Consider the following 16,034-nt stretch of genomic DNA (forward strand, 5'->3'; position numbering starts at 1 on the left):
CCCGGCCCTGGTCGTGTCTCCGACCAATATCTGCCACCCAGCGCCGAGCCACGTGGATATCGCACGCGCCACCCCGCAGGACGGCAGATCGTGGTCAGTCCGGGCGCGGTCCCGCCCGGATGATCACCCCAACCGGGCCGCGATCCGTGCGTGCACCGACCGGAGATCCTCGCGGTCGGTGGCCACCTCGACGATCTCGATCCCACCCTCGGGTGCGGGTTCGGCCAGCACCGCCGACAACTCGTCGATGCGGACCCGGCGGTGCGGCAACCGGAATCCGGCTGCGAGAGAAGCGAGGTCGGTGCGATGCGGGGTACCGAAGATGCGTTCGTACGCTCCCGAGTAGGCGTCGGTGCCGAATCGCGGGTCGCCCTGCTCCAGCAGACCGAAGATGCCACCGCCGTCGTCGTTGGCCACCACGATCCGCAGCGACCGGGGCCGCGGCTCCGACGGTCCGATCATGAGCCCGGTCGCATCGTGCAGAAAGGTCAGATCGCCCATCAGCGCGATGGTGTGCGCGTCGGAACCGCTCCGATCGAGGGCCATCGCGGCGCCGATCGCGGTGGAATTGGTGCCGTCGATGCCGGCGACGCCGCGGTTGGACAGTACGCGCACGCCCTCGGGTACCCGGCCGGCCAGCGCGACATCGCGGATGGGATTGCTGGCACCGACGACGAGTTGATCCCCGGGACGCATCGCGGCGCTCACCACACGTGCGACGTGCAATCCGGTGGTCACACCGTCGACATCGAGTTCGGCATCGACGGCGCCCAGTACGCGCTGCTGGACGTCGGCGCATTCCTTGAGCCAGTCCTCGCGCGGTTCACCCGACACCTCGACCCGGGTACCGGTGGCGTAGACGTTGCCCGACACATCGGGCCAGCGTGGGCCCGTCGTCAGCGCGTAGACGCGGACGTCGGGGTCGGCGAGCAACCGCGCGACACCGCGATGCAGCGTCGGACGACCGCAGATCACCGCCTGCTGCGGCCGTAACGATGCCAGCGCGAGCGGATGCAGCGGCGTCTGCGCGAAGGGAGCAGTCGGTTCGGCGACGGTCGGGATGCCGGCGAGGGCCGGATGGGGTCCTGCGCCGTGGCCGGAGACGACCACGGTGTCCCGTCCGAGGTCGATGGGCAGCGGGACGTCGAGCTTCCCGACCGGGGCGTGGGTCCAGGGCCGACCGTCCTCACGACCGTCGAACACGCCGAGGTCGTCGTCGGGACCGACCGACACATCCGGGACGAGCGGCTCACGAAGCGGGATGTCGAACTGCACCGGACCGGCGTTGCCCGACCGCGCGCCCCGCGCTGCCGCCAGCACTCGACCGACCGCCGACCGCCACTGGCTGTTGGTGTCGAGATCCTGCTCGGCCAGTCCGAGACTGATGGCCGCGCGGACCTGGGTGCCGAAGATGCCGAACTGCTCGATGGTCTGGTTGGCGCCCGATCCGAGCAGTTCGTACGGCCGGTTCGCACTGACGACCACCAACGGCACCCGTGCATAGTTGGCCTCGAACACTGCGGGCCCCATGTTGGCCACCGCGGTACCGCTGGTCATCACGATGGGAACCGGCTGCCCCGACGACACTGCCAGACCCAAGGCCAGGAATCCGGCGGACCGCTCGTCGACGCGCACATGCAGCCGCAGGTCACCACGGACATCGGCAGCGTGCAGCGCGAACGCGAGCGGCGCGTTGCGCGAGCCCGGGCAGAGCACCGCCTCGGTGACGCCGCCGCGGACCATCTCGTCGACGATCACCCGCGCCTGGAGGGTCGAGGGGTTCATGGACCCCAGCCTAGGCCGCCCCTGGTCACTCCCCGCCGCACGTGGCACCGTCGGAGTCGTCGGATGACGGAGCTCACAGACCCGGTCAGCAGTGGTCACCCAGCCGACACGAGGAGGCGTCATGGGCCTGTACGAACGTCACGTGTTGCCGCGGGTGATCGACCTGACCTGCGGATCGCACCTCGTCCAGCCGCTGCGCACGCGGGTGTGCGCCGGGTTGTCCGGCGATGTGGTCGAGATCGGGTTCGGGTCCGGCCTCAACGTCGCCGAGTACCCGTCGACCGTCCGGCACGTCGCCGCCGTCGATCCGTCGGACGGCGGGTGGGGGCTCGCCGAGGACCGGGTCGCGACGTCACCCGTACCCATCGAACGCGCCGGGCTCGACGGCGAGCGACTCCCCTTCGCCGACGGCACCTTCGACGCCGCGCTCTCGACGTTCACGCTGTGCACCGTCCCCGACGCCCGAGCCGCGCTGTCGGAGATCCGTCGGGTGCTGCGTCCGGGCGGCACGCTGCACTTCCTCGAGCACGGCCGCGCGCCCGACGAATCGGTCCGCCGGTGGCAACACCGGTTGGAACCGATCCAGCGTCGCGTCGCAGGCGGATGCCACCTCACCCGCGACATCGTCGGACTGGTCACCGACGCGGAACTGACCGTCGGCGACGTGGATCGCTTCTATCAGTCGGGCACGCCGAAGTTCTTCGGCGCGATCAGTCTCGGTGTCGCCGTCGCCACATCCTGACGCCCCTGACACACCGTGCCGACCACGCACCCATACCCTCGGCTGAGTGCTCCGTTGGATCGTGCTGGCCGTGCTCACCGCAGCGGCCACAGCTCTGCTCGAGCTGATCGACGTCGATGCCGCGGCACTCTTCGCCGCCCTCGTCGTCGCCGCCGTCCTGGCGATCTCCGGCCGTGCCCCCACCCGACGCGCAGTCGCCGACGATCCCGACGCGACCGTCATCCCCCGCCCCATCATGCTGGGCGCACAGGGTGTCCTCGGCGTCTCGATCGGCACGATGGCCCAGCCGGAGACGCTCTCGGGCCTGGGCTCGTCGTGGTTCCCCGTGCTGGTCATCGGCGTGGGCACCCTCGCGCTGTCCATCGCCGGCGGCGCACTCCTCGGGGCACATCGACTCGTCGACCCGCTCACCGGCTCGCTCGCGCTGGTCGCAGGCGGCGCGTCGGGATTGGTCGCACTCACCCGCGAACTCGGTGGCGACGAGCGCATGGTCGCGGTGATCCAGTACCTGCGGGTGGCGCTGGTGACGGTGACCATCCCGGTGATCGCGTCGCTGGTGTTCGGCACGTCGGCCGCAGCTGTCGAGGTCGCCGCACCGTCGGCGACCGCGCAGGCGTGGGGCCTGCTGCTGGTCGTCGTGTGTGTCGGCGTCGGCGTACCGCTCGCCCGACTGCTGCACGTCCCGGCTGCCGGGCTGCTCGGACCGCTCGCACTCGCGACCGTCGCCGAGTTGACCGGGGTGGCGGGCGATGCCGAGGTGTCGACGATCCTGCTGACGGCCGGCTACGCGATCATCGGATGGCAGGCCGGCCTCGGGTTCACGATGGACCGTCTCCGCACCGTCGGGCGGGTGCTGCCCGCCGCTTTCGTGCTCATCATCGCCATCGGTGTGGGCAGCGCACTCCTCGGCGTGCTGCTGTCGTGGTGGACCGGAGAGTCGCTGCTCGACGGCTACCTGGCGACGACTCCCGGCGGCATCTATGCGGTGCTCGCCGCGGCGACCGCGGCCGGCGGGAACGTCGCATTCGTGGTCGCCGCACAGATATTGCGGGTGCTCCTGATGTTGTTCATCGCACCGTTCGCCGCCCGCCTCGCGGCCCGATGGCTGAATCGAACGCCGGACTGAACCGGCTGTCGGCGATCGCTCCGCGTCGTCGGGGTGTGCGACCGGGGCCGACGAGCAGGCCTTGCGGGCCGGCCCCGGCACTCGCCTATTGTCGGGGTATGAGTGCGGACCATGACGCCATCAGCAACAGCGACTCGACCAGCACCGACGCCCCGGCGGCCACCGACCCGGCAGCGACCGACCCGGCTCCCGCGTCCTCCGGCCCCGACCGAGAGTTCGATGTCGTCGTCTTCGGCGCCACCGGCTTCGTCGGCGAGCTGACCGCGAAGTACCTCGCCGACCACGGCCCCACCGACGCACGCATCGCCCTGGCCGGACGCAGCGAGGGCAAGCTCTCCGACGTCCGTCGGCGCCTGGGTCCCCGCGCGGCCGACTGGCCGCTCATCATCGCCGACGCATCGTCGCCCGCCTCGCTCGATGCGCTGGTCGCACGGACCCGCGTCGTGTGCACGACAGTCGGTCCGTACCTCAAGTACGGCGAGGCCCTCGTGGTCGCAGCCGCCAGCGCAGGCACCGACTACGTCGACCTCACCGGTGAGGTGCCGTTCGTGCACTACTCGATCAACAAGGCCCACGAGACCGCCGAGGCCACCGGCGCGCGGATCGTGCACTCGTGCGGATTCGACTCCGTCCCCTCCGATCTCGGCGCCTGGACGCTGTATCGCGCCATCTCCGATGACGGCGCGGGCGAGCTGACGGACACCACGCTCATCGTCCGGGCCATGCGCGGCGGGATCTCCGGCGGCACCATCGACTCGATGCGGGTGATCGCCGACGAGGCCAAGGACTCGCAGAAGCGTCGACTCATGCTCAACCCGCAGGCGCTGTCGGGCAGCCCGGCCGAGACGCCGCGAGCCAAGGTGTCGTCGGAGCCGAGCGACATCGCGATCGTCGGCGCCAAGAGCGTCGACCCGTCCCTGAGCGGGACGCTGGCACCGTTCTTCATGGCCGCGCACAACACCCGCATCGTCCGTCGGTCGAATGCCCTGCTGCACAACGCCTACGGCAAGGACTTCCACTACGCGGAGACGATGAACGTCGGCAGCATCCCCGGCATCTCCACCCTCACGGCAGGCCTCGTCGGGGTCGGCACCGGCGCCTTCCTCGGCGCGATGAGCTTCGGCCCGGTGCGCAAACTGCTCGATCGCGTACTGCCCAAGCCGGGCGACGGCCCGAGCGAGAAGGCCAGGGAGAACGGCTTCTTCGTCACCGAGACCTACACGACTACCACCACCGGCAAGCGATACCGGTCGCGCATCAAGGCCAAGGGCGATCCCGGCTACAAGGCCACCGCCGTGATGCTCGCCGAGTCGGCGTTGGGCCTGGCGCTGGATCGTGACCGGCTGCCCGACCATCACGGTGTGCTGACGCCCGCGGTCGCCCTCGGCGACGTCCTCGTCGACCGGCTGCGCACCGCAGGCTTCGAGATCGAGGCCGGTCCGCTGGGCTGACTGTCGGGGTCGCCGGGTCGCCGGGTCGCCGGGTCGCCGGGTCGCCGGGTCGCCGGGACAAATGGCACCTCAGCGAGCCGCAGTGTGCACATTCCCGAGCAGCCGCCGCTCAGGTGTCAGAAATCCGAAAACCCGCGGTCACCCGCTCTCGGCCCTCAGATCTCGGCTCTCAGATCTCGGCTCGCAGCTTTCGCACAAATGACACGTGAGCGCGCCACACCGTGCACATTCCCGAGCAGCCGCCGCTCAGGTGTCAGAAATCCGAAAACCCGCGGTCACCCGCTCCGCTCGGCTCTCAGATCTCGGCTCTCGGCTCTCGCACAAACGACGCGTGAGCGCGCCACACCGTACGCATTCCCGAGCAGCCGCCGCTCACGTGTCAGAAATCCGAGCAGGAGCCCCGCCGCCGACCCTAGGGCTGACCGGGCTTGAGTCGGATGAACAGCGCGTCGAGGTCGGCGCACAGGCGATCGCCTTCGTGCAGCGTCCCCTTCACGTAGACCTTGCGCCCGTCCAGGTTCTCGACCCAGGTGCGAATGGTCAGCGGGGTGCGCAGCGGCGTGATCGATCGGTAGTTGACGGTCAGGTACGCGGTTCGCGAGACACCCTGGATCTTGAGCGCCGATGCCATGCCACCGAGGTCGTCGAAGGCCACCGCCACCTGACCGCCGTGGGCGGCGTCGTTGCCCCCGAGGTGATACGGACGGAACGTGATCTGCGCGGTGACCCCGTCCGGACCGGCGTCGGTCACGTCATACGGCGGCACGGTGATGTTGCCGCGCGCCGGCAGGTCGATGCGGGTACCCGCCGGGGTGTGCCACTCATCGATCTGGACGTCGGCGAGCTTGCCGTTGATCGACTTCAGGTCGGCGATGAGTTCGTCGGTGAGCTCGCCGGTCGGGCATGCGTACCGGACCCGATCCATGAGCAGCCGGACCTGTTCGTTGAACTCGCCATACCGCGGGCCGCCGCGCTCGGTGGTGACGTCGAACCGGGCGCGGAAACCGCCCTCGTGTGGCGATCCGTCCTGATCGGTCGGATTCCACTGGTCGTCGAGGGCGTCGTTCATCCGTTCACCGTATCCAGCCCCGGAGTCGCCCCGACCATCGGCTCGCCGCGCAAGGCCGGACGTCGGTGCCGGTCACGGGCGTCACTACGCTGACGAGCATGAGTCCCGATGCTGCCGCCGCCGATCCCAGCAACCCCTTCGACCCGCAGCAGTGGGCCGCGGTTCCCGGCTTCGACGACCTCACCGACATCACCTATCACCGGCATGTGGGCGAGGGCCGCGAGAACGGGATCGTCCGGATCGCGTTCGACCGACCGGAGATCCGCAACGCATTCCGTCCGCATTCGGTCGACGAGCTGTACCGGGCGCTGGACCACGCCCGTCGCAGTCCGGACGTCGGGACGGTGCTGCTGACGGGCAACGGACCGAGCCCGAAGGACGGCGGCTGGGCATTCTGCAGTGGCGGCGATCAACGTATCCGCGGACGATCGGGATATCAGTACGCGGGCGGCGAGACCGCCGACACCGTCGACGACGCTCGGGTGAAGGCCGAGGGTGGGCGGCTCCACATCCTCGAGGTGCAGCGACTGATCCGGACGATGCCCAAGGTGGTGATCGCCGTCGTCAACGGTTGGGCGGCCGGGGGCGGGCACTCACTGCATGTCGTCTGCGACCTCACCTTGGCGTCGGCCGAGCACGCGCGGTTCAAGCAGACCGATGCCGACGTCGGGTCGTTCGATGCCGGCTACGGCAGCGCCTATCTCGCCAAGCAGGTCGGACAGAAGTTTGCGCGGGAGATCTTCTTCCTCGGCGAGGCCTACGACGCGGAGACGATGCATCGGATGGGCGCGGTCAACCGGGTGGTGCCGCACGCCGAGTTGGAGGCGACCGCCATCGAGTGGGGCCGCAGGATCAACGGCAAGTCGCCGACCGCGCAGCGGATGCTCAAGTTCGCGTTCAACCTGACCGACGACGGCCTGATGGGCCAGCAGGTGTTCGCCGGCGAGGCCACCCGTCTGGCCTACATGACGGATGAGGCCGTCGAGGGGCGGGACTCGTTCCTGGAGAAGCGCTCTCCGGATTGGGACCAGTTCCCGTACTACTACTGAGGCACGCGGTGACCGGGTGCCTGCCCGTGCCCTACCGCTTTCGTACGCTCGCTGTCCACAAACTGCCGTCCAGCGGGCCGGCGCGTGCAATATCCACACGACACCCCGCTCCGCAGCAGATTGTGGTCACACCCGCGGCCGGGCTGCCCCAGCCGGTCGACCGACTCGGCACCTCACCCCTCCACGCCCGCTCACTGTCCAAAACCTGCCGCCCACCGACCAGCCGCGTGCAATATCCACACGACACCCCGCTCCGCAGCAGATTCTGGCCACACCCGCGCCCGGGCCACACCCGCGCCCGGCCCACGCCCCGAGGATCACGCGCGCGCGACAACCCGAGCCCGCACCCGACAACCCCTTACCGGCACCCGACGATCTCGGACTTGATGTACCCGGCGATCTGATACGCGTAGACGAATCCCCACTGCGCGGCGGAGAACCGGTAGTCGCGGGGTGTGTCGACAGCGGTGACCTCTCCGCCGAAGCACTGTCCGAAGATGTGCCGGACCCGCGGCAGGTGGTAGCGCCAGCTGATCGCGATCACGTGCTTCCATCCACGCTCGGATGCCAGACGTTCCACATATCCCGCCTCGCCACGGGTCGTCGACGGATCCGGCTCGAAGCAGATCACCTCGACACCGGGAATCCGTGCACGGCAGTACTGCTCGGTGACATCGTCGCCGCGACCGTAGGGATCGGAGATCAGCACCGTCGATGCCAGACCGCGCCGCGCGAGGTCGAGCCCGTATTGTTCCCGACCGTCGTGCTCACCACCGAGCACCACGATCGCGTCGGCCGGACGCAGTCGATCGGCCGACGCATCGGCGAACACGGCCCCACCGACCAGACCGTAGGTCACCGCGGCGATGGCGACGACGAGCACCGCCACCAGCCCGATGAGTCGCCCACGCACCCCGCCGAGCTTACCGGGGAGCGCACGACCACCGTCGCAACGAGGCGATCGGCGACCTCCGACCCGACTGCGCGACAGCCGATCCCGCCGATGCCCGAGTATCTCGACACCCGCAACCCGGCCGCACGGGCGGACCGCAGCGGAGGGGTCAGCAGGGTCCGGGTCAGCAGGGTCGGACGGTCAGCCCAGGATCTCGCGCAGCTGGCCCATGTCCTCCACCCGATCCGCGTGAGTCGGGGCGGCGGGAGATGCCAGCAGGACTCCGACACCGGACGAGCGGAAGGCCTCCACCCGTTCGGCCACCAGCGACCGCGGGCCGATCAGCGACATCGCCTTCACCAGGTCGTCGGGCACCGCCGCGGCCGCCTCGACCTTCTTGCCGTCGAGGTAGAGATCCTGGATCAGCTTCGCCTCGTCGGCGTATCCGTACCGGACGGCCAGCGCGTTGTAGAAGTTCTTGCCACGCGCACCCATGCCGCCGATGTAGAGGGCGGCGTGGTGACGGACCACCTGCAGCGCGTTCTCGATCTCGGTCTCGTCCTCGGAGATCAGCGCCGACGCCTGCACCACGATCTTCAGATCGGGCAGCGACGGATCGCGCTTGGCCTTGCCCGCGGCAAGCGGCTCACCGAAGGCGGCCTCGACGTATTCGGGGTGGTAGAGGAACGGCTGGAACTCCTCGAACAGCTCGGCGGCGAGTTCGGTGTTCTTTGGTCCGATGGCGGCGAGCAGCATCGGAATCCGGTCGCGGACCGGATGATTGATGATCTTGAGCGGCTTGCCGAGCCCGGTCCCGCCATCTTCTTTGGTCAGCGGGAGTGTGTAGTGCTTACCGCGGTAGTCGGTCTTCTCCCGACGCCAGATCTTGCGGCAGATCTCGGCGTGCTCACGCGCCCGCCCCAGCGGATAGTCGTACTTGACCCCGTGGAACCCTTCGATCACCTGCGGCCCCGACGCCCCGATGCCGAGCACCGCGCGTCCGCCGCTGATGTAGTCCAGGCCGGCTGCGGTCATGGCGAGGTTCGACGGCGTCCGCGAGTACATCGGCAGGATCGCGGTCTGCAATTCCATGGTCTTCGTGCGCGCCGCGATGTAGCCCAGCTGGCTCACCGCGTCGAAACTGTATGCCTCCGGGACGGCGACGCGACCCACGCCCGCCGACTCGAAATCTGCGAGATTGTCGATGGTCTCGCGGAAGTCACCCGCGTAGTTGATCGGCATGCCCAGCGTCATCGATGTCATACCGACGGATTCTCGCACAGGGGTCCCAGCGCGACCGAGCCCTCGTTCGGACGGACAAATCGGACATCATCGTTGTACCGTGCAAAGTGGCTGGATGAACAATGGGTGAACAGTGCATGTTGCGCCAGAAACATGCTGCTCACCGGGTCATTTTACTATCTCTTTCCTTTTCCCGGTTTGCGAGGACACGACCGATGATTACGGCATGAGCGCAGAGATGCTGATCCTGGTGCTGTTGGTGATCACAGCACTGGGGTTCGATTTCACCAACGGTTTCCACGACACCGGAAACGCGATGGCCACGTCCATCGCCACGCGGGCCCTCAAGCCCAAGACCGCGGTCACCCTCGCGGCCCTCCTCAACCTCGTCGGCGCCTTTCTCTCGGTCGAGGTCGCGGCGACCATCACCAAGGACGTCCTCAAGGTGCAGGACAAGGGCGGTGAGCTGGTCACCGGCATCACGCCGACCACCGGCCTCATCATCATCTTCGCCGGCCTCATCGGCGGCATCCTGTGGAATCTGCTGACCTGGCTGTTCGGTCTGCCCTCCAGCTCGTCGCACGCGCTCTTCGGCGGCTTGATCGGCTCGGGCATGGCGGCACTCGGCACGTCCGGCGTCAACTGGGACGGCATCGTCAACAAGATCATCATCCCGGGCGTGATGGCCCCGGTCATCGCCTGCGTCGTCGCCGCCTGCGGCACGTTCCTCGTCTACGCGATCACCAAGACGATCGTGCAGGCCAAGAAGGAGCAGGGCTTCCGATGGGGGCAGGTCGCCACCGCCTCGCTGGTCGCGCTCGCCCATGGCACCGGCGACGCGCAGAAGACCATGGGCGTCATCGCGCTCGCGCTGATCACCACCGGCCACCTCGCCGCCGACTCCGTCAAGGAGGGACTCCCCCTCTGGGTCATCGTGAGCTGCGCCCTCGCCATCGCGCTCGGCACCTACATCGGCGGATGGCGCGTCATCCGCACCCTGGGCAAGGGCCTGGTCGAGATCGAGTCGCCGCAGGGCATGGCCGCCGAGGCGTCCTCGGCCGCCATCATCCTGACCTCCAGCGCATCGGGTATGGCCCTCTCCACCACCCACGTCGCCACCGGCTCGATCCTCGGGTCCGGCGTCGGCAAGAAGGGTGCCAAGGTCCGCTGGGCCGTCGCCGGCCGGATGGCCGTCGCCTGGATCATCACGCTGCCGTCCGCGGGCCTCGTCGGCGCGTTCACCTTCTGGATCGCCAACACCATCGGCGGTGCCGCCGGCGCCATCGTCATCTTCCTGATCCTGGTCGCGCTCTCCGGACTCATGTATTGGAAGGCGCAGCAGCAGAAGGTCGATTCCAACAACGTCAACGACGAATGGGACGACAGCACCAACAGCGTCATCCCGGCCGACGAGCGGGACGAGGCCAAGGCCCCGACCCCGACCGCCTGATCAGACGATCCCAAAGGAACACACTCATGCATGAACTCGAGGCCATCGGCCGGGTCCTCCTGGTCGGCCTGATCTTCGGCGCCGGACTCCCCGCCCTCTTCGCGGTGGGACTGCGCACCTACGCCCTCGGGCAGGGCGACGCCGACGCCGACGGCACCACGCACGCACAGAATCCCGCCCTCAAGGCCGCCGGCTGGGTGCTCTTCTTCCTGATCGCCGCGATCATCGTGGTCGCGGTCCTCTGGATCGCCCGGGCGAGCATCAACTACCACCTGCACATCAACCTGTTCCCGTTCGCGCCGACGAAATGAGTTGAGCCAGTGACCGACAATGCCAACGCCAACGCCAATGCGACCGCCCCGGACCGGAGCAAGTTCGAGTCGATCCTGGACTGGTTGCGCGCCGGCTACCCGGAGGGTGTCCCGCCCACCGACTACTTCCCGCTGCTCGCCCTCCTCGCCCGCACGCTCGACGAGCGTCAGATCACCGATGCGATCCTGACGATGTTCCGCGAGCACGGCACCGAGGAGCCGATCACCGAGGAGAAGATCCAGCAGGCGATCGCCGCGGTGATCAACGACCAGCCCAATCCCGAAGAGGTGAACCAGGTCGCCTCGCGGCTGGCCGCCGTCGGATGGCCGCTGGCGTCGACCGAGCCGGTCTCCTCCTGATCAACCGCTCCATCCATCTCGACCCAGTGGCGCCGGCAACGGCGCCACTGGCATTTCACCGCACATACAATCGGCGTCCTACGCCGAGCGACGCCGAAGGGGGCTCACGTGGACCGACCGCAATTCCTCCGACGGATCGTCGACTGGCTCCGCGCGGGCTACCCGAACGGGGTACCGCAGGACGACTTCATCCCCCTCGTCGCCCTCCTCCGTCGGCAACTGAGCGACGACGAGGTGCAATCGGTCTCGGCCGAGCTCATCGAAGAATCCGATCCCCCACCGGAGCCCATCTCCCGGATCGACGCGGGCGTGAAGATCACCAAGGTCACCGACGAACTCCCGTCCGACGCCGACATCGCCCGGATCCGTGCCCATCTCGAGTCGGTCGGGTGGCCGTTCGACGACGGCGATGGGCCGTCGGCGGACTGAGGGATCGAGCGGACTGCGCGGACCGGGCGGACCGTGACGGATCAGCCGGTCGGTCCGGATGCCGCCCCTGATCCCGACGCCGATCCGACGGCCGCCCCGTCCGTCACCACATCCGCGCGGCATCGCCGGGCATAGAGACCGTCCGCGGCGAGCAGGTCGGCGTGCGTCCCGACCTCGACCACCTGTCCGTCCTCGAGCACCACGATCTGATCGGCTCGCGCAGCAGTCGCCAACCGATGTGTGATCAGCAACGTGGTGGTCCGACTCCGGAGTCGGTGCAGCGCCTGCTGGATGAGCAACTCGGTGCGCGGGTCCGCGGCGCTCGTGGCCTCGTCCAGGATCAGGATCGACGGTTCCGCAGCCATGGCCCGGGTCACCGTGATGAGCTGCCGCTCACCGGCGCTGAGGTTGTCGGCATCGTGGCCGACCGCGGTGTCGAGTCCGTCCGGTAGCGCGGCGATGATCTGTCCGACGTGGCCGTCGACGAGCGCCCGCTCGAGCCGGGCGTCGGCCCCGGTGACATCCGCTGCGGGCTCGGCGGCATCCGGCGGTGCACCGTAGGCGATGTTCTCGCGCACGGTCCCGGTGAACAACCACGGCTCCTGGGTCACCACGGCCATCGCCGACCGGGTGGCGTCCCGGCCGAGGGTCCGGATGTCGGTGCCGTCGATGCGGATCCGACCGCCGTCGGTCGGGTAGAACGCCTGCAGCAACCGGGTCAGAGTGGTCTTGCCCGACCCCGTCGAGCCGACGATCGCAGTCGTACTGCCCGACCCGATCGTGAAGCTGACGCCACGCAGCACCGGCGTCTCGGGGTCGTAGGCGAAATCTACCGCATCGAAATCGATCTCGGGCGGCCGGTGATGGCGCCCGGTCTGCACGCCGCCGACGGCACCGTCGATCGCCATGGCCTGGATGTCCGCGGCCTCTGGCCTGTCGCCACCGTTCATCGACGTGCCGTGGTCGTCGTCCTCCGGGGTCTCGAGGACCTCCCGCACCTTGCCCGCCGACACCGACCCCGACTGGATGCGGGGGTAGAACGCGGCGAGCTCGCGCATGCCGCTGCTCAACTGCTGCGACAGCAGGATGACCGCCTGTGCCGCACCCAGACTCAGGTCACCGTGGATCACCTGGATGCCGCCGACGACGGCGAGGGTCACGAAGACCGCGGAGTTGACGGCAGTCACCAGCGGCGCCAGTGTCCCCGACGCCCACTGCGCCGAGCGGACCGAACCGAAGAGCCGATCGTTCAACTCGTCGAAACGACGCCCGGTGATCGACTCCGCACCGTACGCCGACACCATCCGGCGCGCGCTGAGTTCTTCTTCGATGTGCCCGGTGAGCACGGCGGTGGTCGTCCACTGCGTCACCAGGTGGGGGCGCGCGCGGCGCGCGACCAGCACCGCGAGCACCGCCGACACCGGTGCGGCGATCAGCGCGATTGCGGCAAGCAGGGGCGAGACCACGAACAGGAGCACCGTCACCACCACGACGGTCAGGACACTCGTCGGCGCGCTCACCAGAATCGGTCCGACCACGGTGGTGGCATTGTCGGTGTGCGCGGTGATCTTGCTCATCAACTCACCGCGCGAACCGGATTCGAGCACGCGCAGTGGTAACCGGTGGATCTTCGCCTCGACCCGGGCCCGGAGCCCGTACACGGCGCGGGCGATGGCCGAGGTCAGCAACAGACCTTGACTGAGGTTGCAGACGAAGATCGCGACGAACAGTGTCGCCTGCACCCCGACCAGCGTCCACAACCGTGACCACGGCATCGGTTCCGGTCCCGAGGCCCCGTCGACGATCACGTTGGTGATCGCGCCGTAGATCAGCGGGGTGACGATCGAGCCGCAGACGCCCAGCGTGGCCAACGCGGTGACGGTGAATCGTCGGCGACGCGGCAGGGCGATCTGACGGAGCAACCAGACCAGCGAGCCCTCCCGCGACGGTGCCGTCTCGCGTGGCTTCGCGGCAGCTGCACTCTGGTGTGTCGGGGTGGCCGGCCGGCTCGTCGTCGACTCAGGCACTGAGCACCGCCTGGGCCGAGGCCAGCTCCCGATAGATCGCCGACTGGGCCAACAGGGTCGCGTCGTCTCCGATGTCGGTGATGCGGCCGCCGTCGATGACGGCAATGGTCTCGGCATGCCGTACCGACGAGACCCGTTGTGCGGCTACCACGATCGTGGCATCGGGATGCGCATGTGCCAGGCGCGCGATGATGGTGCGCTCGGTGTCGACGTCGAGGGCGCTGAACGGGTCGTCGAGTACATAGAGCGCCGGTGCGCGGACCACCGCCCGTGCGAGAGCAAGTCGTTGTCGTTGTCCGCCGGAGAAGTTGCGCCCCTCCTGCGCCACCTTCGCCGACAGACCGTCGGATCGTGCGCGGACGAAATCGGCTGCCGCGGCGACCTCCAGGGCCGCCCAGAGCTCGTCGTCGGTGGCGTCCTCGCGACCGATGCGGAGGTTGTCGGCGATCGTGCCGGAGATCAGGGCGGTGCCCTGCGAGACGAACGCGGTCTGCGCCCGGAGCATCGCGGGTTCGATCCGCGCGAGGTCGACGTCGTCGCGCAGCACCGAACCCGACGTCGGGTCGGCGAGCCGGACGAGGGTCGACAACAGCGTCGACTTCCCGCTGCCGGTACCCCCGATGATCCCCGTCGTGGTCCCGCGCCGACACACCAGCGAGACGTCGGCGATCGCCGACACCGCTGCACCCGGATGACGGAAGGTGACGGCATCGAAGGTGATCGACGGCGGGGCGGGGCTGATGGACGAGACGGCCGTCGCGGGATTCGTCGACGGCGGCACCTCGGTGTCGAGGACCTCGGTGACCCGGGCCGCACTGGCCACCGCGCGGGGCAGTACAGCAGCCAGGATCGACAGCACCGACACCGCGACCAGGATGTGCAACAGGTACCCGATGGTCGCCACGATCTGACCCACCTGCAGCATCCCGGCGTCGACGAACAGTGCGCCGACTCCGGCGACGACCACGGTCGCGAGGTTGGCGATCACCGTGACCAGCGGCATCATCGCCGTCTGCAGACGACCGGCCCGCAACGACAACCCGGCGAGTTCGGTGTTCACCGAGTCGAAGCGGGCCATCTCGGCACCCTCTTGCCGAAAGGTCCGGATGATGGCCGTGCCGGTGATCTGCTCACGCACGGTCTCGTTCACGGCATCCAGACAGCGCTGGATGCGGCTCGAGATTGGCAGCAGCCGTCGGACCAGCAGCGTCACCACGACCACCAGGAGGATCCCGGCCGCCGCGATCGCCGGCGCGAGCCGCCAGCCCTGCGACAGCGACAGGATGATCGCACCGACCAGCATCAACGGCGCGGTGACGACGACGGTGAGGAATGTGAACGAGAACGACTGGATGTTGATCACGTCGCCGGTCGACCTGGTCAGCAGGCTCGGTACCCCGAATCGGGCGGTCTCCGCGTCGCCGAAGGTCGCGATGTGCCCGTGCACTCGGGCACGGAGGTCCCGCGCGGTGGACGACGAGATGTGAGAGGCGAGGTATGTCGCCCCGAGCGACACCAGCAGGTTGCCGACCGCGACGGCCACCATGATCACAGCGAGACGCTCGATGGTGTCGATGTCGCGGCGCAGGATGCCGTCGTCGATGATCGTCGCGTTCAGTGTCGGCTGCGCGAGCGTGGTGCCGACCGCCGCCATCTGACACAGCGCGAAGGCGACTGCGAACCACTTGTGCCTGGTGATCGTCGCCCGGAGGAGTCGACCGAGTGCGCGTAGGTCCACACCGAATGAGTTCGTGGTGGCGGTGGGGACGTTCGAGGCTGCCGGTGCTCGGCGCTCACTCATTCGCCGGAATCGCTGCCGTTGTCGAAGTCGAGTGCTTTCTCATCGGCCATGATCTCGGAGTCTAGGACGATACAAATCACCCCGCCACCACGATGGTGACGGGGTGATTCGGATAGAGCGCTGAAAGCGACTCAGGCGGGCGGGTTGGTTCCGCCGGTGCTGCCGGAGTTGTCACCCTCGGCCGAACCCGACTCGATCAGGTTGCTGATGACTTCGCCGATGACGCCTTCGAGATCCAAGCTGTCGGACATGGATAGCTCCATTCGTTGAGGGGTTGAGTTCACACATGTAGCTCATCAC

General features: G+C 68.6%; 14 protein-coding genes. 8 read left to right on the forward strand and 6 right to left on the reverse strand.

The genetic code is table 11. From position 1 onward, the window contains the following. Positions 1 to 123: 123 nt before the first annotated feature. On the reverse strand, positions 124 to 1,785 hold the full coding sequence (menD, locus tag GS4_RS08775) for a 2-succinyl-5-enolpyruvyl-6-hydroxy-3-cyclohexene-1-carboxylic-acid synthase (RefSeq protein WP_007619667.1): 1,662 nt from the start codon (positions 1,783 to 1,785) through the stop codon (positions 124 to 126). 121 nt (positions 1,786 to 1,906) lie between these two features. On the opposite strand from menD, the gene GS4_RS08780 reads away from it, so the two are divergent. From GS4_RS08780 to GS4_RS08790, 3 genes are all read left to right on the forward strand, one after another. After that, a complete protein-coding gene (locus GS4_RS08780; protein ID WP_007619669.1) occupies positions 1,907 to 2,527 on the forward strand; it encodes a class I SAM-dependent methyltransferase in 621 nt (206 codons plus the stop codon). Positions 2,528 to 2,573: 46 nt separating this feature from the next. Then, on the forward strand, positions 2,574 to 3,653 hold the full coding sequence (locus GS4_RS08785) for an AbrB family transcriptional regulator (protein WP_007619671.1): 1,080 nt from the start codon (positions 2,574 to 2,576) through the stop codon (positions 3,651 to 3,653). Between the two features lie 98 nt (positions 3,654 to 3,751). Continuing rightward, on the forward strand, positions 3,752 to 5,104 hold the full coding sequence (locus GS4_RS08790) for a saccharopine dehydrogenase family protein (RefSeq protein WP_007619673.1): 1,353 nt from the start codon (positions 3,752 to 3,754) through the stop codon (positions 5,102 to 5,104). A gap of 412 nt (positions 5,105 to 5,516) precedes the next feature. Here the strand turns inward: GS4_RS08790 and GS4_RS08795 are convergent, their stop codons facing one another. Further along, entirely contained in the window at positions 5,517 to 6,173 is a 657-nt protein-coding gene (locus tag GS4_RS08795; RefSeq protein ID WP_007619679.1) for a PaaI family thioesterase, read from the reverse strand. Positions 6,174 to 6,271: 98 nt separating this feature from the next. Between GS4_RS08795 and GS4_RS08800 the strand changes: the two genes are divergently transcribed. After that, a complete protein-coding gene (locus tag GS4_RS08800; RefSeq protein ID WP_085947028.1) occupies positions 6,272 to 7,222 on the forward strand; it encodes a 1,4-dihydroxy-2-naphthoyl-CoA synthase in 951 nt (316 codons plus the stop codon). Positions 7,223 to 7,580: 358 nt separating this feature from the next. Here the strand turns inward: GS4_RS08800 and GS4_RS08805 are convergent, their stop codons facing one another. Next, complete coding sequence (locus tag GS4_RS08805) at positions 7,581 to 8,135, reverse strand: YdcF family protein (protein ID WP_007619683.1); 555 nt, start codon at positions 8,133 to 8,135, stop codon at positions 7,581 to 7,583. A gap of 180 nt (positions 8,136 to 8,315) precedes the next feature. Next, entirely contained in the window at positions 8,316 to 9,377 is a 1,062-nt protein-coding gene (locus tag GS4_RS08810; protein ID WP_040509936.1) for an LLM class F420-dependent oxidoreductase, read from the reverse strand. Between the two features lie 205 nt (positions 9,378 to 9,582). Here GS4_RS08810 and GS4_RS08815 point away from each other — a divergent pair, with 205 nt between their 5' ends. From GS4_RS08815 to GS4_RS08830, 4 genes are all read left to right on the forward strand, one after another. Continuing rightward, positions 9,583 to 10,806, forward strand: a complete 1,224-nt coding sequence (locus GS4_RS08815) for an inorganic phosphate transporter (RefSeq protein WP_007619687.1) — start codon at positions 9,583 to 9,585, stop codon at positions 10,804 to 10,806. A 26-nt stretch (positions 10,807 to 10,832) separates the two neighbouring features. Further along, complete coding sequence (locus tag GS4_RS08820; protein WP_007619689.1) at positions 10,833 to 11,117, forward strand: hypothetical protein; 285 nt, start codon at positions 10,833 to 10,835, stop codon at positions 11,115 to 11,117. A gap of 9 nt (positions 11,118 to 11,126) precedes the next feature. Further along, the gene (locus GS4_RS08825; RefSeq protein WP_007619691.1) at positions 11,127 to 11,477 is read left to right on the forward strand and encodes a DUF3349 domain-containing protein; all 351 of its coding nucleotides are present in this window, start codon (positions 11,127 to 11,129) and stop codon (positions 11,475 to 11,477) included. Between the two features lie 108 nt (positions 11,478 to 11,585). Beyond that, complete coding sequence (locus GS4_RS08830; RefSeq protein WP_007619693.1) at positions 11,586 to 11,906, forward strand: DUF3349 domain-containing protein; 321 nt, start codon at positions 11,586 to 11,588, stop codon at positions 11,904 to 11,906. A gap of 41 nt (positions 11,907 to 11,947) precedes the next feature. Here the strand turns inward: GS4_RS08830 and GS4_RS08835 are convergent, their stop codons facing one another. Continuing rightward, positions 11,948 to 13,933: an ABC transporter ATP-binding protein gene (locus GS4_RS08835; protein WP_007619695.1), complete on the reverse strand. Its 1,986-nt coding sequence runs from the start codon at positions 13,931 to 13,933 to the stop codon at positions 11,948 to 11,950. Then, positions 13,926 to 15,734 carry an ABC transporter ATP-binding protein gene (locus GS4_RS08840; protein ID WP_007619700.1) on the reverse strand — a complete coding sequence of 603 codons (1,809 nt, stop codon included), beginning with the start codon at positions 15,732 to 15,734 and terminating at the stop codon, positions 13,926 to 13,928. Before GS4_RS08840 ends, GS4_RS08835 begins: the two co-directional genes overlap by 8 nt. Between the last annotated feature and the right edge of the window lie 300 nt (positions 15,735 to 16,034).

Source organism: Gordonia soli NBRC 108243 (assembly GCF_000334455.1).
Lineage (GTDB): Bacteria > Actinomycetota > Actinomycetes > Mycobacteriales > Mycobacteriaceae > Gordonia > Gordonia soli.

Excerpts from the sequence above, each read along its gene's own strand:
- menD (WP_007619667.1), bottom strand. The coding sequence starts at position 1,785 with ATGAACCCCTCGACCCTCCAGGCGCGGGTGATCGTCGACGAGATGGTC.
- GS4_RS08780 (WP_007619669.1), top strand. The coding sequence starts at position 1,907 with ATGGGCCTGTACGAACGTCACGTGTTGCCGCGGGTGATCGACCTGACC.
- GS4_RS08790 (WP_007619673.1), top strand. The coding sequence starts at position 3,752 with ATGAGTGCGGACCATGACGCCATCAGCAACAGCGACTCGACCAGCACC.
- GS4_RS08795 (WP_007619679.1), bottom strand. The coding sequence starts at position 6,173 with ATGAACGACGCCCTCGACGACCAGTGGAATCCGACCGATCAGGACGGA.
- GS4_RS08800 (WP_085947028.1), top strand. The coding sequence starts at position 6,272 with ATGAGTCCCGATGCTGCCGCCGCCGATCCCAGCAACCCCTTCGACCCG.
- GS4_RS08810 (WP_040509936.1), bottom strand. The coding sequence starts at position 9,377 with ATGACATCGATGACGCTGGGCATGCCGATCAACTACGCGGGTGACTTC.
- GS4_RS08815 (WP_007619687.1), top strand. The coding sequence starts at position 9,583 with ATGAGCGCAGAGATGCTGATCCTGGTGCTGTTGGTGATCACAGCACTG.
- GS4_RS08820 (WP_007619689.1), top strand. The coding sequence starts at position 10,833 with ATGCATGAACTCGAGGCCATCGGCCGGGTCCTCCTGGTCGGCCTGATC.
- GS4_RS08840 (WP_007619700.1), bottom strand. The coding sequence starts at position 15,734 with ATGAGTGAGCGCCGAGCACCGGCAGCCTCGAACGTCCCCACCGCCACC.